The organism is Paenibacillus sp. WG02 (assembly GCF_055396115.1).
The window spans coordinates 6,895,634-6,917,906 of sequence record NZ_AP036016.1; the positions used below are offsets into that span (position 1 = coordinate 6,895,634).

Here is a 22,273-nt window from a genome sequence, read left to right on the forward strand (position 1 = left end):
TTCAAACATCCTCCCTTTTCCAAGGCTTTGATAACTCCATCATCTCATAAACACGATTCATATCCAAGTGACATCTAACGTGGTCAGCCAATCTATCGAAAGCAGCCTCTCGACGTTCTTTAAAACGAAGTCCGCCCTCGATGAGGGATAATCCTGTATGCTTGCGAATACGATTTAACCAGGCTCTGCGGAAGTCATCATTATGCAATATTCCATGTAAATACGTCCCCCAAACACGCCCATGATCCGCAGCTGCCCCGTCTCCGTGCAGAACGTTGTCAGAGCTATCCTTATCAAGGCTGGTAAGAGCCTTAATCTGGAAAGGCGTCACCATTTCTTGCAAATAACGCGTCCGCCCCATGTGGATTTCATAGCCATCAATGACAATCTCAGTGCTATCTTCAGCAAAAAGTGTGCTGCTTCCCTGAACTTGAATGGTCCGTTTATCGGAAGTAAATACCGTCTCCGTTGGTAAAAGCCCTAGCCCCTCCAGCTCAGGATGATCTGATTCGTAGCCGTTTGGATCCAGCAGCTTGGCGCCTAGCATCTGATAGCCTGCACAAATACCGGCGACCCAACCATTCTCTATTTGCGCAAAAGCCTTTACTCGTTCTGCCAGACCAGATTCGTTCAAATATCGTAAATCATCCATCGTATTCTTACTGCCCGGCAGCAATACGACGTCCGGCTCTCCCCACTCGGAAAGGTGTGTAATATAGCGGAAATGGACATCTTTCTCCTCTTGCAGAGGATCGAAATCCGTAAAATTAGAGAGGCGTGGCAAGCGAATGACCGCGATATCCAACTGATCAGCCTGTTTCCCTTGAGAGTTCTCATTCCGCTTGCTCTGCATGCGCTTGGAATCTAATGAAGCCGAATCCTCATCCTCTATGCCTAACTGCGGCAGATAGGGAATGACCCCAAGAACAGGTTTCCCTGTCCTCTCTTCTAACCAATCCAAGCCCGGCTTCAGAAGACTAACATCTCCGCGAAACTTATTAATAATAAAGCCTTTAACCCGATCTCTTTCCTCCGGTGTCAAGATCTCCAAAGTGCCTACAATTGAGGCAAATACGCCTCCACGATCAATATCAGCGACAAGAAGTACAGGAGCATCCGCCCAGCCCGCTAGCCGCATATTTACAATATCGCGGTCCTTCAAATTAACCTCAGCAGGGCTTCCCGCCCCCTCCAGCACCACTACATCATATTGACTGCGCAGCCGGAGTAAAGCTTCCTTAACAATGACTTCAGCCTGCGGCAAATAGGACTCTCTATACGTCCTGGCATCTAGATCCGAGTATGGCTTCCCGTGAACTACAACCTGAGCAACCATGTCTTGCTTCGGCTTAAGCAGGATTGGGTTCATATCCGTTGTGGCTAAAATACGACAGGCATCCGCCTGCACCCCTTGCGCTCGGCCAATCTCTTTGCCATCAAAAGTAACATACGAATTAAGGGACATATTTTGCGACTTAAATGGCGCCGTTTGCCAACCGTCTTGAACAAGAATGCGGCACAATGCGGCCGTTAGAATGCTTTTACCCACGTCGGAAGCTGTGCCCTGAACCATCAGTGTTGCAGCTTGCACAGTCTTATTCGTCATCAGCTTGCCCCCGGTTCTGCATGAATTCGGCCATCATGTGATGTAAAGCAGCTATTAACCGTTCGTTATCTTCGCGAAGACGTATCGCAACCCGGCAATAGCGTTTATGGAGACCTTCAAAAAGGGAAGCATCTCGGATCAATATCCCTTGCTGACCCAAATGCTTCTGGGCCATCTTCACATCGATACCCATCCCCTCAGGAAATGAAAAAAGCAAAAAATTCACATCACTAGGTACGACTTCAAGACCTAATTGCTCGAGCTGCCGAGTGAGCCATGGCTTCTCTTCCTTCAGCCACTGCCGGCTGGACTGCTCAAAATCCACATCATCAAGCACGGCTGTTCCGATGCGCTGAGCCAAATAGTTTACGCTCCACTGCACCTGAAGTTGTTGGATTTGCCGAATCCTATCGGGGTGAGCCACCATAAAGCCTAAACGTATACCCGGGATGGAATAAAATTTCGTCATCGAACGGATGATGACAAGCTGCTGACTTGTGGAAGCGAGTTTCAGGAAAGAGTGTTCTTGCTCATTCGGTACAAAATCCATAAATGCCTCATCGAGCACCAATGTACGGTTACTCTGCATAAGCATGTCCAACACCTGACGAGGAACCAGTTTCCCTGTTGGATTATTCGGATGACCTAGAAAGAACAAGTCAACGGCCGAATAGGCGGTTTCGATATCTTGTTTCTGCAATTCAAAATTGTGAATTGATGATAGAGGGATGTTGTAAATACCGCCGCCTGATTTATGAACTGCTTCCTCATATTCACTAAAAGAAGGCCTCGCTAATCCGGTTATAGATGGCCTTAACACTCGCACAGTCAGATCGATCAGTTCCGCAGCCCCGTTGCCAACCAGTATACTGTCCACCTCGATATCATATTTCAACGAAAGCTTGCTTCTCAGCTCACGCACGGCGGGGTCGGGATATTTGACCATATCGCGCCACCCGTCTCTGAGAATATGCTGCACAATCGAAGGAGGACCTAACGGATTCATATTCGAGCTGAAATCCAAGAATTGCTCCTTCGGACGGCCAAAGGCTTCTTCTGCCGTCCAGAGATCGCCACCATGCCCATAGCGTTCTAGCATGATATTCACTCCTTTCTCGTTGGGATGCGTTATATACATTTGAATCCATTGAGTTCGAAATGTTGTACAAACGAGACCGTCGATTCATTCGACCAATCTTGCTCTACATTGATTTGTCTTAAATCGGGATCAATCGTCTTATAAGCAGAATTTAGGTTGCTGGATGAATGAATTCATATTCGCAGTTGAATGATGTTGTAGAAAGTGCAACAATTTATGCCTAAATCTCGCCTCTCTCCCTTCATTGTTGCATAATGTACAACAATTTGGCCCAATATAGACCATTTCGCAACAAAAGTGCTCAAAATGTTGTACGAAATGCAACTTCAAGTTGCAAAATATCCTTTTGGCGTGATAAATGTTGTAGAAAATACAACATTGGTAACCACGATAGCCCATCTGCCCTCACGAAGCTGCTGATTTATCCCCAAGGCATATTTCTTGTTCGGGATGTTTCAAACCTACATCTGGGAAGTTGCGAAAATGGCAATGCCCAATAAAAGTAGAGTTTCGAGAAGCTCGTTCAATGCACCGTATGTATCACCAGTTAAACCGCCCAATTTACGACTTATATACGTGGCCAAAATCCAACCAATTAGAATTGTGCCTATAGCAAAGCTAAATATGATAGTTAAACCATTGGTGAAGGAGAACAATGTAACGCCAGAGTCAGCTTGCCACATGGAAAAAATTGCAATAAAAAGCGTAGTAGTAAAGAGAGCTACTAGGCTAGACAAAGTCACATGCCATTTGGTAACTCCGCGAAAAAAACTACCTAATCCCGAGTCTCGCCGGGCATATGGCCAACCATGAATAGCTGCAACCATAAACCAGCGGCTCCAGATGGGCACGACCGCAAGTAAGAAGCTTACGCCGCCCATCCCACCAGTATCTAGCAAGGTGTAAAGAAGCGAAAATTTGAGGAGCAGTTGGAGAACACATACGATGACACCCATGGCGCCAACGCGACTGTCTTTCATGATTTCTAGCATTTGCTCGCGGGGTCTGTGGCTAAGAATACCATCAGCGGTATCCATTAGCCCGTCTAAATGCAGTCCCCCTGTTAAGACGATCCAGAACCCAAGCAGCAGAACGGCTGCGGGCATCGCAGGCAGGATGAGGCTTAACCCCTCGCCTGCTAGGAGTAAAAGAAGACCGATGACGAAACCCGCTAGCGGATAAAATATCACGCTTCTTTGGAATACTCGGTTCGTATAGTCAATTTGCACAGGAATGGGCAAACGGGTTAAAAACTGAAAGGCTGCTATGCAAGCACGCAGCCAGTCTAGTAAAACAGTACGAGTAGTATGCACAGCAATCCTCCCATCACTACAAAGCTGACGCCGTAGAGCATCCTCACGGCGTAAACAATATCCTGCTGCGTTCGCGGACGCAGCGGCCAGCCCAGGCGAGCGCGCTCACTCGCAGCGCCGCCATAGACGTTCAGCCCGCCGAGCTCAATTCCGAGTGCCCCGGCTACCGCCGACTCCGGAATTCCGCTATTCGGGCTGGGGTGCAAATGCGCGAAGCGGCGAATTGCTGCCGCTGCGCGCTTCGCCGAGAGGCCCGGCTGCAGCAGGGCGACGAGGATCAACAGGAGGCCGGTGAGCCGAGCCGGGATCCAGTTCATAACGTCGTCCCAGCGGGCCGACGCCCAGCCGAAATGACGGTATCTGTCATTTCGGTAGCCGACCATCGAATCCAGCGTATTCGATGCCCGGTACAGCATCGCTAGCGGCGCACCGCCGATCAGCGCATAGAACAAAGGCGCGATGACCGCGTCGACGATGTTCTCCGCCACGGTCTCCACGACCGCGCGCGTCAGTTCTTCCTCGCCGAGCTCATCCGTATCGCGGCCTACGATGTAGCCCGTGTACTTACGAGCATCTGTGAGATTACCTGCACGCAGCGGATTGTAAACTAAATATGCGGCATCCTTTAATCCTTTTATAGCTATCGTTGTGGAAATGAACCATGTAGAGACCAAGTATCCGAGCCACTCATGGATCGAGCGAGCAGCAAGAATAAGCAGCAGCATCACGCAAAAGCTCAGCACTACAGTAGAAACAGTAAGCATGACACCCTTTGTTTGCACCCATCCAGACGAGATAACTGATGTCTCTTTTCCTCTATGTAACTTGCCTTCTACCCAGCGAATGAAGCGTCCGATGAGAATAACCGGGTGTGTAGGCCACTTCGGATCACCAATTAACCAGTCCAGCGCAATGGCAGCAGCCGTCATACTAACGATTTCCTGCCAAGAATATATCCACATATTGATCACCGTTCTATGCTTAAAGACTTATTTATTCCAGTATTTATTCCAGTCGATTATTCCAGTCGATAAGCTCTGCTTTTGAGCTCCATGGGTATGCCAACCGTGACAAGGAATACCTGCTCACACGCCTCAGCTAAGCGTTGATTCATTCGTCCTGCCAAATCACGAAAACTGCGGCCAAGCGGATATTCCGGCACAATGCCGTCACCTACTTCATTCGTAACCAAGATAAGGTGTCCACGGTAGGAGGACACGGCTTCTACAAGCTCGTCTATACGTTTCATTACCCGAGCAGAAGCATCTACTTCCCCCTCATGTTGGAGCAACCAGTTGGACAGCCAAAGCGTCAAACAGTCGACCAAGACCACGGCATCCTCCACGCTCTCCTGCAGGTGGAGCAGTAATTCCCGCAGTTGGAAAGGCTCCTCCCGGGTATCCCAGAGATACCCCGAGGCAAGCCTCATCTGCTGATGCAGCTCAACCCGCTCCTTCATTTCCTCATCGTAGATGTGGGAAGTCGCGATATAAATCCCTCGCTCGCTGCCATGCATAGCGAGCTTCTCCGCGAAAGAACTCTTGCCGCTGCGCGCGCCGCCCGTAACCAAAACCGCCATGGCGCCTTCGCCTCCCTCTCTTCACTTACTGCGTAAGCTAACGAATCATCGCTGCAGCCAAGCCTCTAACCCCGCGACACGCCTGCGCTCTCGAATGTCGCCATTTCCTTCATGATCTTGCCTGCGGCATCGATCAAGTTAAAGGCAAGCACCGCGCCTGTTCCTTCGCCCAGGCGCATATCCATCTGCAGCATCGCTGCGAGGCCAACCGCTTCGAGCAGCTTCGCATGTCCCTGCTCCTGCGATAAGTGCGAGGCGAGCATGTAGGACGCGCTTAGCGGTGCTAATCGGCTCGCCACAAGTGCAGCTGCCGACGAGATGAAGCCGTCGACGACTACCGGACAGCGATTCTTCGCTGCGCCGAGAATCACGCCAACAAGTCCGGCGATCTCCAGTCCGCCGACCTTCATCAACACATCCAGCGCATACTCTGCGCTTGATGTGTTCACCTCATCCACACGAAGCTCATTCACATCCAGCGCCTTATTCACAACAGACACTTTATGCAGCCATTTGCCATCATCGATACCTGTTCCTCGACCAACAGCAATGCTGGCATCCAAGCCCGTCAAAGCGCACAAAATCGCCGCGCTGGCCGTTGTATTACCGATCCCCATCTCTCCCATAGCGAAGAGTCGATAGCCCTTTTCCACCAACTCGTCTACAACTTCTACGCCAGCTTGTATCGCCTGCACAGTCTCATCCAGCGTTAATGCCGCTTCACGCGCCATATTACGCGTTCCTTTTCTTACTTTGCGAGAAAGGAGATTAGGGTGCTCCAGATCAGCATTAACCCCCATATCGACACAGACGACTTCAGCGCCGGCATGTCTGGCAAGAACGTTGACAGCAGCCCCGCCATAAAGGAAATTAAGCACCATTTGAGGCGTTACTTCCGCCGGGTATGCACTAATCCCTTCTTCACATACACCGTGATCTCCAGCCATTACGATGACCGCTTTTTTCTCAAAAATCGGCATCACTTCGCCCGTAATTCCGGCAACCTGACGCGCAATATCTTCCAGTTTCCCTAGACTTCCTTGCGGTTTCGTCAACTGATTCAAATGCTCGTTCGCTTGGTTCACCACATCTTGATGAACAGGCTTAATGCTATCTATAATTGCTTGCATCTTATTCATGATTGTGTCCTCCGATAGCTCAACTATTTTCCGGGCTGTAATAAAATTTGCGGTGCATCGTTAACGGGGTGCTGTAGCACAATCGGTTCAGTTCCATACACTTCGCTGATTAATCCGCTTGTAATAATTTCATCTGGTGTTCCTATCGCCGCAAGCTCGCCATGATGTACAACCATTAATCGTGTGCAATACTGCGCAGCCAAATTCAAGTCATGCAGGACAGCTACAATCGTCAACTCGGATTCTCGCTGCCATTCCTTGATATAGTCCATCATCTGTACTTGATATCCGATATCCAAGAACGTTGTTGGTTCATCCAGCATAAGCAGCCGCGGCTGCTGCGCCATCACTTTAGCAAGTGAAACACGCTGCCGTTCACCGCCGCTAAGGCGCTCGATTGTTCGATCTATCAGCGGTTCCAAGTGCAGCTTCCGGACAATCCCATCAATTAAACCTTCGGCATCAGCCGGCTCCTCACCAAGCCAATTCTGAAAAGGATAGCGGCCCATTTCCACCACTTCACGGACCGTAAAGCCAACTGGAGGCAGCGCATCCTGCTGGAGAACAGCAAGCCATTTAGCCAGTTCTTTTCTCGAATAGGAGGATACTAAACGGCCACCCAGGTCAACACGTCCGTTTTTGACAGGATCAATCCCTGATAGTAGACGGAGCAGCGTCGACTTACCGCTGCCGTTTGGCCCAATTATGCCAAAAAATTCACCCTGCTTGATCTCAAAGCTGATGTCCTCCAGCACTTGCTGTTCCCTAAAGCTCTGGGAAAGGTTCTCCACTTTAATCATCTTGATCAACCTCTTAACGTTTTCTTATCCTTATGGAGCAAATAAGCAAAAAATGGCGCGCCCAGAAATGCTGTAATGACCCCAAGTGGTATTTCAGTTGGACTCAGCAGGGTACGAGCAAGTGTATCTGCCCAGAGGACATAGATTCCGCCGCCTATTGCGGACAATGGAATAATCAACCGATAATCCGGACCTACCAAAAGTCGCACTAAATGCGGCACGATGAGCCCTACAAAGCCGATTACACCAGCAACCGATACCGCAGCAGCAGTAAGGAAGGTGGCCACAATAAGCACAATCAGCTTCGTACGCTCTACATTCACACCGAGATGTGACGCCTGCCGCTCGCCCAAAGACAGTAAATTTAACGACCTTGCATAGCTTAGCAGCACGATAAAACCGATTATTAAATAGGGCGAAATGATATACGTATACGACCAACCTCGCATGGCCAAGCTGCCCATTAGCCAGAAAATGATTTCATTAATGACTTGTTTGGAAATTGACACCATGAAGGATACGATTGCCCCTAGAAATGCCTGCATGACCACGCCTGATAAAATAAGCGTCTCCATCTTCAGCTTCCCTTCAATCTGCGCAAGCTTAAGAACCAGAAATAAAGAAATAAGTCCTGTTACGAAGGCAACAATTGGAATCGACCATTGCCCAAACCACGCTACTTGCAGTCCGAAATAGATTAAAAATGCGGCTCCTACAGAAGCCCCCGAGGAGACACCGAGTGCATAAGGATCCGCAAGTGGATTGCGCAGCACACCTTGAAAGGCTGCCCCTGCGATTGAGAGTGAAGCCCCTACTAGAATCCCCAGTAATACACGTGGAAATCGTACTTTATTGATGATTTGTTCGGACGACTGCGGCCAAGTGGCATGGATGTGATCTCCCAGCCAAGGGATATGCTTGGCGAGAATACTGGCTATTTGCAGGACCGGGAGATTTGCGGTACCCAGCGACAAGCTCGCCACAATAGAAAGAAGAAGGAGTATAACCCCTACTCCTCCCCATAGCATTAATTTTCTTTTCATTTTATTTCACCAGTTCAGGATAAATGCCTTTCGCCATTTCAAGCAACCCGTCGGTCAGTCTTGGGCCTGGACGGCTAAGCATGTTTTGGTCGAGGCCAATCACCTGCTTGTTCTTCACGGCATCAATGGCATCCCAACCGCTTCGTGTGCGGATAATTTCATCTAGTGGTTTCTTACTTTTACTATCGACAACACCATTAGCGAACAGAATTACACTTGGGTTTTGTTGAATGATTTTCTCTTCACTGATTTGGTACCAGCCATTTTTGTCCCCTGCAACGTTAACACCACCAGAAATCTTGATCAATTCATCCATAAACTCGCCACTGCCCACTGTCCATCCCGGGGCAAATTCAATGTAAACCTTTTTCTTGTTCTCTTGCTTCACGTCTTTCACTGCATTAACAACCTTTTGACGGTCCGCTTTCATTTTAGCAACCACTTTTTCCGCTTGCTCCTGATGATCCGTAATTATTCCGTACGTTTGAATATTCGCAATGGCATCATCCACTGTTTTAGGCTCCACTTTAAACACGTTGATATTCAAAGCACGCAGCTTTTCTACCGTATCGGGATTCATCGAAACCCCCGTAAAAACGACATTAGCGTTTGCTGCGATAACCGCTTCTTGGTTAGGCTTCGTTATGCTGCCAAGCTTTGGCTTCGTTTTCGCTGCTTCTGGATAATCATCATAATCAGATACACCAACAATATTAGCTTCAAGCCCAATTGCAAAAAGGGCTTCAGTCTCCGCCGGGGAGACAGATGCAATACGCTCAGGCGCTTTATCAAATGTAAACTCCTTGCCCGTAGCATCCTTTATTTTCAAAGGATAAACCGTCTTCTTGGCTGCTGCTGTTGTTGGTGCCGCCGTTGCAGCAGGGGCTTTCGTCCCCTCCCCGCCAAGCTTAGACGGATTAGAGATTTCCGTTTCCTTTTTACCGCAAGCTGCGAGACTCATTGCTGTTGCTAGCGCTACTGTAAGAATAAATGCATTTTTTACTGAATTCCTTTTCATCTGGTAAACCCTCTCTCTGAACAATTTATTTCGATTGAACCCAAGGATAAACGGCTGCGCCGTCTCTCAGAGACGAGCGCGTTTGTCAAGGTTGATGTGGAGCAAAAGTATAAAACTTATACTTTCTTATCAACTAACAAAAAAGCCCCTTTGTTCTCGAAGGAACAAAGGGGACGATAAATCGCGGCGCTCAGCAACCCTTACGGTTGCTTCCTGATTTAACGCGATCCTTTTCCTCGAAGGATGTCGTAAACGGCACCATAGGCAGGTATCCTGACTCTCCCGGCAACTCATGCCTGGATTACAGTGGCGGGACCGCGCCGGACTTTAACCGGCTTCCCTTTTAAGTGGCAATCTCTAGTAATGAGCTTACCAGCACCTATGGCTGCATATTTTACTATCAATCTATTTGTCGATTATAGACTTCTTGTTACTTTTGTGCAATTACTTTGAGCACTTGCTTCGACTCATTCATCTTCGGAGCATTTTGAGGAATAAAAGCTACCAAGCCTTTCCCTTCAAAACCTTGCTCTTTCATCCATTTGTTTCCTGCAAGTGGAATACCATAAAGATGTTTTTCAGCAGGCTTGCCCTCTTCCGCTATTTGAATAACGCCATCCGGATAATCTTCTGGTTTGATCGTATCATCCAAAGAAACGAAACCTGCTTGATTACTTAGTGATTTGAATTGATCTTCAGCAAGAATGAAGATACCGTTGCCTCCTGCTGCCAGCTCCACAATCATTTTTTCCAACGAAAATATAGGGGATGTATTGACTTTGACTGTAGGAACCTCGCCAACCTTGGATTTCAATGAACTCTCCAGCTTGTCCCCCGCTTCACTTGGAAAACCATTAGCACCCATAATAAATATAGATACATCCGGCTTCGGCCCGCCGCAACCCGTAAGCATCACCATAAGACCCATCATCATAACCAACAGCCATTTCACTTTCATGTTGTGAGCGTACCTCCGTTTGTTATCTGAATCCATCGATAGTCGTGAGAAAAGTCGGTTTTCACCGACTTTTTTTCCCATTATGCATATATTCATTTATTTTTTGGTCTAGCATTGTACTCAATTCAACGACGGATTCCGATGTCATTTCTTCCCCGTCAAAAACCATCTGTTCTAACCTGCGTCGCAGAGAATGAATCTCTTCTTCTAATAAGGTAAGGGAGTTTTGCTTCTTCGCACGCTTGGTTAACCAACGTTGTCCGAAATCCTGTTCACGAATTTGAAAATGTTTTTGATAGGTTGATAGTTGATATTCCATAAAAGCCATGCTCATCCCTCCTTACTACAAGAATACCAGTTTTCATCAATAATGAACATATTTATTTACGTTATAGATTACAATTTTCTCATAAAATTACCAATTCTCTCTAATGCTTCATTTAGTTGAGAAACACTATAGGCATATGAACAACGAAGGAAGCCTTCTCCGCCTAAACCAAACACATCTCCAGGCACTGCAGCAACCTTTGACTCAAATAATAACCGCTGAGCAAACTCTTCTGAAGTTAATCCGGTTGCGACTATACTTGGAAATGCATAGAAAGCGCCCTGCGGCTCATGGCATTCGAGACCAATATCTCGGAACCCTTTTACAATCAGACGTCTGCGTTGGTTATAAGACTCGATCATCCGATCTTTCTCTTCCAAGCCGTTCGTCAACGCCTCGTGAGCAGCAACTTGACCCATCACCGGTGCGCACATCACCGTATATTGATGAATTTTGGTCATCGCCGAAATAAGCTCATGGTGACCGCAAGCATATCCCATCCGCCAGCCTGTCATGGCAAAAGCTTTGGAGAACCCGCTAACCAAAATTGTCCGATCTTTCATGCCGGGAATAGCCGCGAAGCTCACGTGCTTCTGACCATAAGTCAACTCTGCATATATTTCATCGGAAATGACAATAAGATCGTTCTCTTCAATGACTTTGGCAATCGGCAGCCAATCCTCATAGGTCATAATACCGCCTGTTGGATTGCTAGGATAGCAGAGAATTAATATTTTGGAGCGTGGTGTAATCGCATCGCGAAGAGCTTTCTCTGTCAGCTTAAACTGGTCCTTCGCGAAGGTCTCTATCCCAACAGCTACGCCGCCGCTTATGCTCGTAATTGGAGAATACGAAATATAACAAGGCTCAGGTATAAGAATCTCGTCGCCAGGCGTTATTAAAGCTCGGAGAGCTAAGTCAATCGCTTCACTGCCGCCAACCGTAACAAGGACTTCATTCGATGGCTCATATTTCACTTTAAAGGACGTATGAAGGTAATCGGCAATCGCTTCACGAAGCTCAGGAATACCTGAGTTTGGCGTGTATTTTGTTCTACCACGTTCCAAGGAATGCACAGCCGCTTCACGGACATGCCAAGGTGTTGAGAAATCCGGTTCCCCTACACCAAGAGAAATAATATCTTCCTTGCTGTTACTCACCAAATCAAAAAACTTCCGAATACCTGAAGGCTTCATTTCACGTACGGCAGGAGCGAGGTAGTCCTGCATCGATTTTACTTTGTTCTGCTGGATCGTTATCTCATCTTTGATCATGGCGTTCCCTCTTCTTTACGGCGAAACGAGCATTCGGTGATCGTCTTCCTGATCCTCGAATATAATGCCGTCTTGTTTGTATTTTTTTAATATAAAATTCGTCTTTGTTGAAAGTACGCGATCGATCGGTGAAAGCTTGTTAGACACGAAAGAAGCGACTTGTTTGAGGGAACTGCCCTCAATTTCCACAAGTAAATCATAGGCGCCAGACATGAGATAAACCGATTTGACTTCTGGATATAAATAGATCCGTTCCGCGATAGCATCAAACCCGTGTCCGCGTTCCGGCGTAATTTGCACTTCAATCAGGGCGGTAACCTTTTCGTCATCCACTTTACTCCAGTTAACTACTGTCGCGTATTTGACGATGACCTTATCCGCTTCCATCTCGCTTATCGCTCGCGCCACCTCGGCCTCCGCCGTTCCTAGCATAGTGGCGATCAAGTCCGCACTCCTGCGGGCATCTTCCTTCAGTATTTCGAGAATTTTTAGCTTCAAAGCATCCATGGTTAAACCTACCTTTCTGAAATCTGATTCGTTCATCCTTTAATCTTACAATGAATTGCCGTCCTAATTCAATTACTGAGCTTGTTTTAGAGCGGAATATTTTTGTATAACCGAAATTTCCACCTCATAAATAAGAAAAAGGCCACCGGGAACTCCGAGTAGCCTCTGCCTGCCTATAATCAGCAGGATTGTCCGTGAACCAAACTAAGCTTAGATTCCGCTTGCAGCAATTTGTTCACCATAGATTCAATTTCACGATGCTCATACGTAGGACGCACATGAACATGACATTCTCCCGCCATACAACCGATTCCGACAAGTTTATTTTCATCATAAACCGAGATAACGTGCTCCGATTGGAAATCGTTCCAATTCACAATCGCTTGAGCTCCAAATGTTATGCATTCTTCTGTATATGTCTGTATAAATTCTTGGAATTGATCTTTTTCAGGAAGAGCATTAATATAAGCTAATTTCACAGCATTTCCACCTTTCGATTCCAACTTTCATATACTTATAATTATACTCAATTATGAATTTTTATTCAATATTCTTTTATCAACTCTTATGTTAAAAAATAATGAAGAACGGCCCGTCCGGATCCTTTTAGATCCGGTGAGTCGCTATTATTTGCTAAGCCTATTCATAAATTTAATTAAAAATGTCCATACTCAGATATCTTTCGCCCGTATCTGGAGCAATGCAGAGTACTCTCTTGCCCGCTCCTAATTTACTGGCAACCTGCAAACCTGTCCACACCGAGGCTCCAGCTGAAGGTCCTACAAGAATGCCTTCCTTACTGGCCAGATCTTTCATGGTGCGGATCGCATCTTCATCCGTCACCTGCACGATCTGATCGTAAATGCTTGTGTTCAGAATTGCGGGTACGAAGCCTGGACTCGTACCAACGAGTTTATGTGGGCCTGGGCTTCCGCCAGACAGAACCGGTGACCCCTTTGGCTCCACCACATAGATCTGAATATCCGGCAGCTTCTCCCTCAGCACCTCACCGGTTCCGGTAATCGTTCCGCCCGTACCTGAGGTTGCTACGAATGCATCCAGACGCCCGTCCATTTGCTCCAGAATTTCCGGAGCCGTTGTCGTCCGATGAATGCTCGGATTCGCCGGATTCTCGAACTGCTGCGGGATATAGCTGCCTGGTATCTGATCCCTCAGCTCCTTCGCTTTCTCGATCGCTCCCGGCATCCGCAGCGCGGCGGGGGTGAGAACGACCTCTGCGCCATAGGCCTTGAGCAGATTAATCCGTTCTTTGGTCATGTTGTCAGGCATGATTAGAATGGCTTTATAGCCTCTGGCAGCCGCATTCATGGCAAGTCCAATGCCAGTATTACCGCTAGTCGGCTCGATAATCGTAGCACCTGGACTAAGCAGCCCATCTTTCTCCGCTTGTTCGATTAAATTAAACGCAGCCCTGTCCTTTACACTGCCGCTTGGATTGAAGTATTCAAGCTTTACGTAGAGCTCTGCATCATTTGGACCTACTAATCGGTTAATCCTTACAGCCGGTGTATCACCAATCAGATCTGTGATGCTATTCACCATTTTTTTATGTGTCAAGGGTCTCCCCCTCCTCTTCCCAATGAAACAATCCATATCCACATCTTTATCGGGAAGCACGAAAAATGTCAAGTTCTAATTACAGTTAACTGCTTTTTCATAAAGTACCAACTGACCAGCGATGAGCTGCCAATGATTAATAACAGTACGTTTATTACAAGTGGCGCCGTACTCCACGAAATGACACAAATGAATAAGAGCACACCGCACACACGCCCCACATTGAGTGAAAGCTCACGAAGAACAACATACTCTTCCCGCTGCTTAGCACTGGCTTCATTTGAACCAATTAGATCGAATACAGCCGACACCATAGGCACCGAATACATCGGAAAAAAGAGCGAAGCTCCTATGCCGAAAATAAGTAAAGTGCTGTATCCCATTTTCCAGAAAAAAGGAATAATAACGGCCACGATCATAGCAGCACCAATCAACATACTGATCTTACGAAAACGCGGTTTAATAAATCGTCCCGCCGCCCAGAAACTCACTAATGAAACCGCAGAAGTAATCAGTACGAAGCTCCCCAATCTCGCTTCACTTGATGTGGATATGTAGACGAGGAGTGCAATCATGAAACCAAAGACACCCTCTCGAACTCCTTGAAATAGCAAGGCTAAGCACACGCGCTTCCAAGGTGTTTCTGCTTGCCTTAGACAACGCAAGGGAAACAACCATTCATAGCTACCTTGTACTTTCCGCTTTTTCAAAAAGAAACTGATAATCACGCCTAGCACATAGATACCTAATGAGATGGAAAAGATTAACCGATACCCAGCACCATCTCCCAAACTCACAATGAGTAAACCGGAGATCCATGGTGCGATTATTCCTGCGCCAGAACCCAATAGCCCAACCCAGCCATTGAACCGATCGCGATTATCGGGGTCCGTCACTTCAAAATAAACGACATTAAAAGCAACCCAGAATAAGCCAGCTGAAATTCCCTGAACCATACCTAACCAAACAAAATAGTGAAAGCTGCTTGCTCCAAGCCACAATACCAGCATATAAAAGCCAGCGGAAACTGCCACACCGATCCGTAAGCAGTTCATTTTATTGTGTTCCTTCACCCATTTCCCTGCTAACCAGAAGGTAATCGCCATTGTCAAATGAGTCGTCAACGTAAACCAACCGATTAAAGCGAAGTCATTTTTAGCCTTCCACAAATACACACCAACGAAAGTTCCGGACAAGGCATTTGCACTGCCAAATAGCGTGTGAACGATGAGCAAAAGAATCGCTTGCGCATCTAGCCGGCCTTTCTTCTGTGAACCTTTAACTTCGACGGCTCCACTTCCACGTTCTTCAAAATAATTGCTTCTTGTGCCATCTATTGCTCTGCTTGGTTGAACAAATTGCTTACTCTGATCCTTTTGCATATTCCTCCTCACCTTTCCCCATAGATCGAAATAGCTCTTGTTAAGCTTCCCCAATCGAGTGAAAATATGAGGGTGGACATATAAAAAAACCGAATCCATAAAGGACTCGGTTTCATTATTACTCCGATTTAATACGTTCAACCATGAGCAGTCGATCGGTATCAGACAAGATTTTCTCCACCTTGAAGCAAGACGGGCATACAAAAACATTTGAAGTAAAGGGACCTGTTAGGAAAGCACTTCCTAGCGTTTTGGGAATAACTGGCGTGAAAGAAGTGCCACTCGTGACCTCAGTACCAGCAAACAACATCAGTTCATGACAGCTTGAACATTCGGGCGCCTCTTCTTGTTCATCCGTAATATGCTGAACTTTTTCTCCGTATTTATCAAGAGGTTCATCCGAATCATCCCAAGCCAATGACAAATCTTCATCCGAATCGGCATATTCTTGTTCATCAAAGCGGAGCGGTTGACCCGTTTGTTTCACCTTTAAATCAATAGTCCTATAATCATTCAGTTCGTTAAAGCAGTGTGGACATTCGTCCTCCGGTCCAATTTCCGGATCCCAAACGATCTCCGTTTGGCACCATGGACAAACTATTTCCTCATTGGCACTCATTACATAATCCTCCAACCTAATGCATTCATGCATATTTCAATAAATAATAAACCCCTGCCGCCATAAATACAAATGCAATGGCAAACAAAGTGCCCCACAGGTATTTCATTGTTCAAGCCTCCAAGATTATGTATGTTTCTAAGTTACACAAGCTCCGACCACGTAGGAAAGGGAGACAGACAGTGTCAAAGACAAGAAACCTACTGCGCGATTGTCTTTTTTGATTTCTTCATCGATTTTGAAATAAGGCGTCAAGAATTCAAAAATGAAGTAGGCAACCAGCAATAGCAAGAATCCGTACCCTGCCCAAATGAGGGAATGAATCATCGTATCATTGTTTAGGATAGCGAACCGGAACAGATTGCAAATCCCAAAAATCTTCCCGCCTGTAGCCATCGCTACAGATAAGTTGCCTTTTTTGATCTCAGCCCAATCATCATATTTGGTGACCATTTCAAAAATCGTTAGAAATACAACAAGCGCGATTACAGCAACTGCAAAAAAGGCAAGCGTCGATAAATATGGGTTACTTAGCAATACATCCACCTCTTCGTTCATATCGTCTCCTGCCTTCCTTCACGAAAGATAGAAGAGACTGAGTTTGACTCAGTCTCTCGCAGGTACTATTAGTATAGCATTAGGATTGTTTTTTTTCAGCAAGCTTTGCTTTCATAGCTGCCAATTCATCATCAATTCCGCTGCTGCTTCCGCCAAGTCCGTCAAGCTCATCATCTAAGCTGCGGTTTTTAGCGCGGATTTCGCCGCTTGCTTGCGCTTCAGCTTCCATTTGAAGTACTTTCTCGCTCATGCGGTCAAAACCTTTAGCTGCATTGTCCGTACCAAAACCAGACATCGCTTGATTGATTTGTTTTTGAGCTTTTGCTGTTTCAGCGCGAGCAATCAACAAATCCTTTTTGTTCTTCATTTTGTTGAACTCGTCTTTCATTTCTGTCAATTGGCTGCGAAGTTGATCAGCATTCGTTTTCGCAAGATCATATTGGCGTTTCAATTCATCGTAACGTCCTTGGTGCTCTTTCTTGTCTTCCAGCGCGCGGCGAGCCAGGTCTTCGTTGCCAGACTCGAGGGCTTTCATAGCCTGCTCTGTACGCTTCGTTACCATCTCTTCGGATTCTTCGACTTGAAGCTTGAATTTCTTCTCAATTGCGATCTGCTTAGCTACCGCAGTCTCAGCCTCTAAGATGTCTTCTTCCATGTCACGCAGAAACTGATTTAACATTTTAACCGGATCTTCTGCTTTGTCCAACAAGTCATTGATTGAAGCCATTGTCATATCACGAAGTCTTTTAAAAATTCCCATTTCTGAATTCCTCCTAAGGTTTATAAACGTATATTTAATATTTGGGTAATGCGAATTCTTTTTTAATCACCGGTGCTTACACATATTACATACGCAGTCCCAAAGAATGAGTTTCAAAAAGATTTAAAAAATTAAAAGTTATTTCAATTCAACGATTGTAACTCCTGCTCCGCCTTCATTGTAATTCCCCATTCGGTAGCTCTTCACATGCTTATGACGGCGCAAGTATTCCTGCATTCCTGTACGCAGTACACCTGTTCCTTTGCCATGAATCAAATACACTTGACCTAAATTGCCCAAGAAAGATTCATCTAGGAATCGATCTGCCTCGATCAAGGCATCCTCCATGTTGAGACCGCGCATATCCAGTTCCATCCGGATGTTATCATCTCTTGTTCGTTTGACGGTTGTAGCCACCTGATGAGCTGGCTTTTTCTGAGCCGTGCTGCCGATCTTCTCGAGATTCGACAACTCGACCTTCATTTTCATAATCCCCAACTGCACCGTTGCTTCTGTGGCGCTAACAACCTCTACGACGTGACCCTTCTGACCCAGGGTCACGACACGCACTTCATCCCCGGCCTCGATTCTCTCAGGCCGCTTCTTCGCCGCGCGAACCTGCTTCTCGCGCAGTTCCGGCGCCACCTGATCGAGGCGGCGCTTTGCTTCTACCAACCGGTGATCCTTAACCCCACCGGCTTCCTCCTGCGCCATGCGCCGCAGATCGGCGATGATTTCATCCGCTTCGCGGCGCGCCTTGGCGACAGCCTCACGCGCGTCGCGCTCGGCCTTCTCGAGCAGCTTATCGCGCTGCTCGTCGAACTTGACCTGCTGAGCCTCTAACGTTAGGCGCATCTCTTCCGCCTCACGTCGCATCCTCTCAGCGCTTTGGCGCTCAGCTTCCGCAATCAGGCGGTTCTCCTCAAGCGACGCGATCATTGACTCGACGCGCTTATCCTCCTCGCCCACCTGCGTACGTGCATGCTCAATAATGCGCTTCGATAAGCCTAGGCGCTCTGCAATCGCAAAAGCATTACTTCGACCAGGAACACCTACAAGCAATCGGTAAGTTGGACTTAGCGTTTGTATATCAAATTCCATACTTGCATTAATGGTACCTTGTTTTTGATAGGCATAAGCCTTTAACTCCGAATAGTGAGTCGTGGCAATGATTCGGCAGCCGATTTGATGAATATAATCCAAAATGGAGATCGCTAAAGCCGAACCTTCTGCAGGATCTGTACCTGCTCCAAGCTCATCCAGCAAAACCAAGCTCTTTGGTGTCATATCTCTTAAAATACTTATGATATTCGTCATATGACTCGAAAAAGTACTTAAATTCTGCTCAATGCTCTGCTCATCACCAATATCTGCATAAATGGCATCGAACACACATAATTGACTGCCTTCTTCAGCTGGAACAAACAAGCCTGACATCGCCATTAAGCTAAGGAGTCCCACTGTTTTGAGGGAGACTGTTTTACCACCTGTATTAGGCCCTGTCACAATGATTTGTGAGAAATCATTGCCCAACTCCAAATCAAGCGGCACTACCGAATCAGCCGCGATAAGCGGATGCCGGCCTCGCTTTATCTTAATGAAGCCTCGATCATTTAATCTAGGCATTGTGGCTTTCAGTTCCCTAGCCAGACCAGCTTTAGCAAACGTAAAATCAAGCTCAGCCAATTGATCCACATCAAGCACAAGCAAATCCACTTGTTCAGCAACAAGCTCTGAGAGTGCTCTTAAAATTTTTTCAATTTCAACTTCTTCCTTAAACTTTAATTCACGAATTTTGTTATTTAATTGAACAATAGCATCGGGCTCAATATATAGCGTCGCTCCCGATGCTGACTGATCATGAATCATCCCGCCAAAGCTGGATCGGTACTCTGATTTAACCGGGATTACAAAACGGTCGTTACGAATAGTGATCAATACGTCCTGTAGCATTTTCTGAACAGATGAGTTGCGAAGCATCTGCTCTAACCTCTCGCGGACTCTCCCTTCACCTGTGCGTAATTCGCTTCTCACACGTCCCAGTTCAGGGCTCGCACCGTCAACAACAACAGCATTCTCATCAATGCAACTATTAATTTTATCCTCTAATGACTTATTTTCTGTGAGTAATTCAACCTGCCCTTTGAGCATCGGTATTGCATATTCTTCATGAACCGCGAGAACAAATCGCTTTAACCTGCGTGTACCGAACATTGTCGTCGAAATATCAAGAAGCTCCGCTGGGTTTAACATCCCGCCAATTCTAACTCGGTGCAATGAAGATCTAATATCTCGAATTCCACCGAAAGGGGCATTCCCCTTTAATCGCTCTACATTAACAGCCTCATCAGTTGCTTGCAGCCGAAGCTTGACGAGTTCAAAATCACCCTTAGGTTCAAGCTTTTCCACGGCATCCTTACCAAGCGAAGTTGACGCATGATGAGCTAGTTTATGTAAAATCTTCTGATAATCTAATGTTTTAATTATTTTCTTATTCAACGATCCCAACCTCTTTTCTCTACCCTATATTATAAACCAAAACAAGCTTGATTAGCTACGGAGACAATCGTTATATGGAAGATGCTGCCTACCATAATATTCACTGGATTTGGATACACTAAGCTGTGCACCTATCTTCCTGCCAAAAGGAATGCAAGACTTGAACACACGAAGCATTGTTTGCAAAAAATCACTTCTTGTCATGAGAACTTGTTCTCATCACAAAAAGAAGGAGGTTCACGAGATGCATCTTCTCGGACATCTGGTAAGGTTTATTGTTTCTGCTTTGGTTTTAATGTTTGTCAGACTGGTTAGTTCCAGGTTTTAAAGTCGGCGGTTTCTGGAGCGCATTTTTTCTAGCTTTGGTCATTGCTGTTGCTGCTTGGATCATTGAAGGGATCTTCGGCAAACAAATCACTCCCTTTGGCAGGGGAATCGTAGGCTTTCTGGTGAGCGCGCTTGTCATTTGGGCCGCCCAGTTTGTCGTAAGTAATGTATCTACGAGCATAATAGGTGCCATATTAGCTGCTTTGGTCATCGGAATCATCGACCTATTCATTCCTGTGAAAACCCCCTTTGAACAAGGGATCTCAGGAAAAGAAGATCGTCGATAAAAACCTATCAGTTTCGATAACTGATATCCATGCTAAGGCCCAAAAAAGATCGGTCTGCCGCGTATTCACTCGCCGGACCGATCTTTTCTTTTAACAATTTCTTTCACGAGTTTGTCACTGTTTTTTGGGAAGAGGTCGTGTACAATGATGAGGGAAACCAATACAATTTCGGAGGGGTATACATTGAAGAAATTACTCGTTCTTTTTATGGGAATAGTCTTAATCTTTGCGATAGCCGCTTGTGGAAACAAAGATACAAAATCAACACAATCCTCATCTCCCGCCGCTACTGCAGCAGCAGGCCAGCAAGTATTATTGAAAGCCAGTAACTTCAAATTTGACCAATCCGAATATCGCGTCAAAAAAGGAGAGCCCGTTACAATTACGCTTGATAATACGCAAGGCGTTCATGGTGCATCCATTAAGGAATTCAAAATAAATCTCGATAACAGCAACAAAACAGTTACCTTTACGCCAGATAAAGCAGGTTCTTTCCCAATTAACTGTTCGATCATGTGTGGCAGTGGTCACGCTAATATGAAAACAACATTGATTGTTGAATAGTTTAAGTCATCATCCATTCATAAGACCTTATCGCGGTAGTAAGCGGTAAGGCTTTTTTATTTGCACAAGGTATAACATTTCTTCTTCAAACTTCCAATTACTTATCATTAATCAACAACAATTGATGATTAAGCAGCCATCAGCTCAAAGAAATGAATGCTGGATTCGTTAAAGCCTGTCCATTTATTTATCCTTGGCTGCCTTGGTTGCCCTAGCCACTAGGTTGGGGGCACGTGCATTCATAAGTGACTTTAACGATACATCAAAGCACTTGACAATACCTTAAGTAGACAGGAAACAAAAAAACGGATAAGAAAGCATCCATCCATTTTCTAAACAAAACATCCTCTACATACTTTATATTCTTTGAATTTGTGAATAAATACTTACAGAAGTTAGTGTTGATCTTTCGAGAGGTAATAGTTGTATGCTTTCTTTTATTTAGACTGGATTTTACTCTTTGTTTATTCATCTTGCCCGCACCTGAACCCATACGTGAATATTGCTTATATAAAGCTAGTTGTAGCTTCTCCAGCATCAATTTAGCAGTTCGATAATTCACTCCAAGCAAGCTCGCAAAAGCTGAAATCGAGTAACTTTGGCTATCCTGGATCAATGTTCGAATAGCTTTGAACCAAATCATCAAGGGAAGCTTAGATTTATGCATAACCGTTCCGGCTGTTAATGAAATTTGCGTACGGCATTCTTTGCACTCCAATAAATTGCGAGTCTTCACTATATAAAATAAATGATAATCACAACTCGGGCAACAAAACCCACCCGCCCACCGTCTTTTCGTCAAAAATCTTACACAATCTTCCTCTGTCTTGAAAGTGTCATCCAACGATTCAAATAAATATGCATCCATGAATTGACTCCTCTCAAGTATAATGCGATCCAAATAATTTCCTATATTTGTATTATACAGAACATTTGTTTGTATGTAAAGAAAATTTTTTTTCTAAGATTAATATAATGAATATTCATTTTCTGTAGTATCTACAATGAAAATTTCAATTCGAGTTCGATTAATAA

At 45.8% G+C, this 22,273-nt stretch carries 22 protein-coding genes, 1 pseudogene and 1 riboswitch; of the genes and pseudogenes, 2 read left to right on the forward strand and 21 right to left on the reverse strand.

The genetic code is table 11. The features are described from left to right. Position 1: 1 nt before the first annotated feature. The 20 genes from ACBP55_RS31165 to ACBP55_RS31260 form a co-directional block, all read right to left on the reverse strand. On the reverse strand, positions 2 to 1,606 hold the full coding sequence (locus ACBP55_RS31165) for a cobyric acid synthase (protein ID WP_464647214.1): 1,605 nt from the start codon (positions 1,604 to 1,606) through the stop codon (positions 2 to 4). Beyond that, positions 1,596 to 2,705 (reverse strand): threonine-phosphate decarboxylase CobD, encoded by a 1,110-nt coding sequence (gene cobD, locus ACBP55_RS31170; protein WP_464647216.1) that lies wholly within the window; start codon positions 2,703 to 2,705, stop codon positions 1,596 to 1,598. The genes ACBP55_RS31165 and cobD overlap by 11 nt, the downstream gene beginning before the upstream one ends. A gap of 461 nt (positions 2,706 to 3,166) precedes the next feature. Next, complete coding sequence (cobS, locus tag ACBP55_RS31175; RefSeq protein WP_464647218.1) at positions 3,167 to 4,018, reverse strand: adenosylcobinamide-GDP ribazoletransferase; 852 nt, start codon at positions 4,016 to 4,018, stop codon at positions 3,167 to 3,169. Next, positions 3,991 to 4,980, reverse strand: a complete 990-nt coding sequence (gene cbiB / locus ACBP55_RS31180) for an adenosylcobinamide-phosphate synthase CbiB (RefSeq protein WP_464647219.1) — start codon at positions 4,978 to 4,980, stop codon at positions 3,991 to 3,993. The genes cobS and cbiB overlap by 28 nt, the downstream gene beginning before the upstream one ends. A 56-nt stretch (positions 4,981 to 5,036) precedes the next feature. Next, positions 5,037 to 5,597 (reverse strand): bifunctional adenosylcobinamide kinase/adenosylcobinamide-phosphate guanylyltransferase, encoded by a 561-nt coding sequence (cobU, locus tag ACBP55_RS31185; protein ID WP_464647220.1) that lies wholly within the window; start codon positions 5,595 to 5,597, stop codon positions 5,037 to 5,039. A 65-nt stretch (positions 5,598 to 5,662) separates the two neighbouring features. Then, complete coding sequence (gene cobT / locus ACBP55_RS31190) at positions 5,663 to 6,736, reverse strand: nicotinate-nucleotide--dimethylbenzimidazole phosphoribosyltransferase (RefSeq protein WP_464647222.1); 1,074 nt, start codon at positions 6,734 to 6,736, stop codon at positions 5,663 to 5,665. A gap of 23 nt (positions 6,737 to 6,759) precedes the next feature. Beyond that, positions 6,760 to 7,536 (reverse strand): ABC transporter ATP-binding protein, encoded by a 777-nt coding sequence (locus tag ACBP55_RS31195; protein WP_464647224.1) that lies wholly within the window; start codon positions 7,534 to 7,536, stop codon positions 6,760 to 6,762. Between the two features lie 5 nt (positions 7,537 to 7,541). Continuing rightward, positions 7,542 to 8,579: a FecCD family ABC transporter permease gene (locus ACBP55_RS31200; protein WP_029194087.1), complete on the reverse strand. Its 1,038-nt coding sequence runs from the start codon at positions 8,577 to 8,579 to the stop codon at positions 7,542 to 7,544. A 1-nt stretch (position 8,580) separates the two neighbouring features. After that, the gene (locus ACBP55_RS31205) at positions 8,581 to 9,597 is read right to left on the reverse strand and encodes an ABC transporter substrate-binding protein (RefSeq protein ID WP_464647226.1); all 1,017 of its coding nucleotides are present in this window, start codon (positions 9,595 to 9,597) and stop codon (positions 8,581 to 8,583) included. Positions 9,598 to 9,843: 246 nt separating this feature from the next. Further along, positions 9,844 to 9,995, reverse strand: a riboswitch (cobalamin riboswitch). A gap of 32 nt (positions 9,996 to 10,027) precedes the next feature. Then, positions 10,028 to 10,555, reverse strand: a complete 528-nt coding sequence (locus tag ACBP55_RS31210) for a type 2 periplasmic-binding domain-containing protein (RefSeq protein ID WP_268614224.1) — start codon at positions 10,553 to 10,555, stop codon at positions 10,028 to 10,030. Between the two features lie 61 nt (positions 10,556 to 10,616). Beyond that, positions 10,617 to 10,883, reverse strand: a complete 267-nt coding sequence (locus ACBP55_RS31215; RefSeq protein WP_464647229.1) for an aspartyl-phosphate phosphatase Spo0E family protein — start codon at positions 10,881 to 10,883, stop codon at positions 10,617 to 10,619. A 68-nt stretch (positions 10,884 to 10,951) separates the two neighbouring features. Then, positions 10,952 to 12,157, reverse strand: coding sequence for an aminotransferase class I/II-fold pyridoxal phosphate-dependent enzyme (locus tag ACBP55_RS31220; protein WP_029194083.1), 1,206 nt, complete (start codon positions 12,155 to 12,157; stop codon positions 10,952 to 10,954). 15 nt (positions 12,158 to 12,172) lie between these two features. Beyond that, positions 12,173 to 12,664: an Lrp/AsnC family transcriptional regulator gene (locus tag ACBP55_RS31225; RefSeq protein WP_029194082.1), complete on the reverse strand. Its 492-nt coding sequence runs from the start codon at positions 12,662 to 12,664 to the stop codon at positions 12,173 to 12,175. 179 nt (positions 12,665 to 12,843) lie between these two features. Further along, positions 12,844 to 13,143: a hypothetical protein gene (locus ACBP55_RS31230; protein ID WP_464647232.1), complete on the reverse strand. Its 300-nt coding sequence runs from the start codon at positions 13,141 to 13,143 to the stop codon at positions 12,844 to 12,846. A 172-nt stretch (positions 13,144 to 13,315) separates the two neighbouring features. Then, positions 13,316 to 14,227: a cysteine synthase A gene (gene cysK / locus ACBP55_RS31235; RefSeq protein ID WP_464653471.1), complete on the reverse strand. Its 912-nt coding sequence runs from the start codon at positions 14,225 to 14,227 to the stop codon at positions 13,316 to 13,318. 83 nt (positions 14,228 to 14,310) lie between these two features. Beyond that, positions 14,311 to 15,624, reverse strand: a complete 1,314-nt coding sequence (locus tag ACBP55_RS31240; protein WP_464647233.1) for an MFS transporter — start codon at positions 15,622 to 15,624, stop codon at positions 14,311 to 14,313. A gap of 118 nt (positions 15,625 to 15,742) precedes the next feature. Then, positions 15,743 to 16,243: a hypothetical protein gene (locus tag ACBP55_RS31245; protein WP_173185148.1), complete on the reverse strand. Its 501-nt coding sequence runs from the start codon at positions 16,241 to 16,243 to the stop codon at positions 15,743 to 15,745. A 138-nt stretch (positions 16,244 to 16,381) separates the two neighbouring features. Beyond that, positions 16,382 to 16,801 (reverse strand): DUF350 domain-containing protein, encoded by a 420-nt coding sequence (locus tag ACBP55_RS31250; protein WP_029194077.1) that lies wholly within the window; start codon positions 16,799 to 16,801, stop codon positions 16,382 to 16,384. Between the two features lie 79 nt (positions 16,802 to 16,880). Continuing rightward, positions 16,881 to 17,561 (reverse strand): PspA/IM30 family protein, encoded by a 681-nt coding sequence (locus ACBP55_RS31255; protein WP_173185149.1) that lies wholly within the window; start codon positions 17,559 to 17,561, stop codon positions 16,881 to 16,883. A 138-nt stretch (positions 17,562 to 17,699) separates the two neighbouring features. Continuing rightward, entirely contained in the window at positions 17,700 to 20,060 is a 2,361-nt protein-coding gene (locus tag ACBP55_RS31260) for an endonuclease MutS2 (RefSeq protein ID WP_464647236.1), read from the reverse strand. Positions 20,061 to 20,304: 244 nt separating this feature from the next. On the opposite strand from ACBP55_RS31260, the pseudogene ACBP55_RS31265 reads away from it, so the two are divergent. After that, positions 20,305 to 20,674: pseudogene (locus tag ACBP55_RS31265) on the forward strand (phage holin family protein). A gap of 183 nt (positions 20,675 to 20,857) precedes the next feature. After that, positions 20,858 to 21,238 carry a cupredoxin domain-containing protein gene (locus tag ACBP55_RS31270; RefSeq protein ID WP_464647238.1) on the forward strand — a complete coding sequence of 127 codons (381 nt, stop codon included), beginning with the start codon at positions 20,858 to 20,860 and terminating at the stop codon, positions 21,236 to 21,238. Positions 21,239 to 21,500: 262 nt separating this feature from the next. On the opposite strand, the gene ACBP55_RS31275 is transcribed toward ACBP55_RS31270, so the two are convergent. After that, complete coding sequence (locus ACBP55_RS31275; RefSeq protein WP_464647239.1) at positions 21,501 to 22,106, reverse strand: transposase; 606 nt, start codon at positions 22,104 to 22,106, stop codon at positions 21,501 to 21,503. Positions 22,107 to 22,273 lie beyond the last annotated feature (167 nt).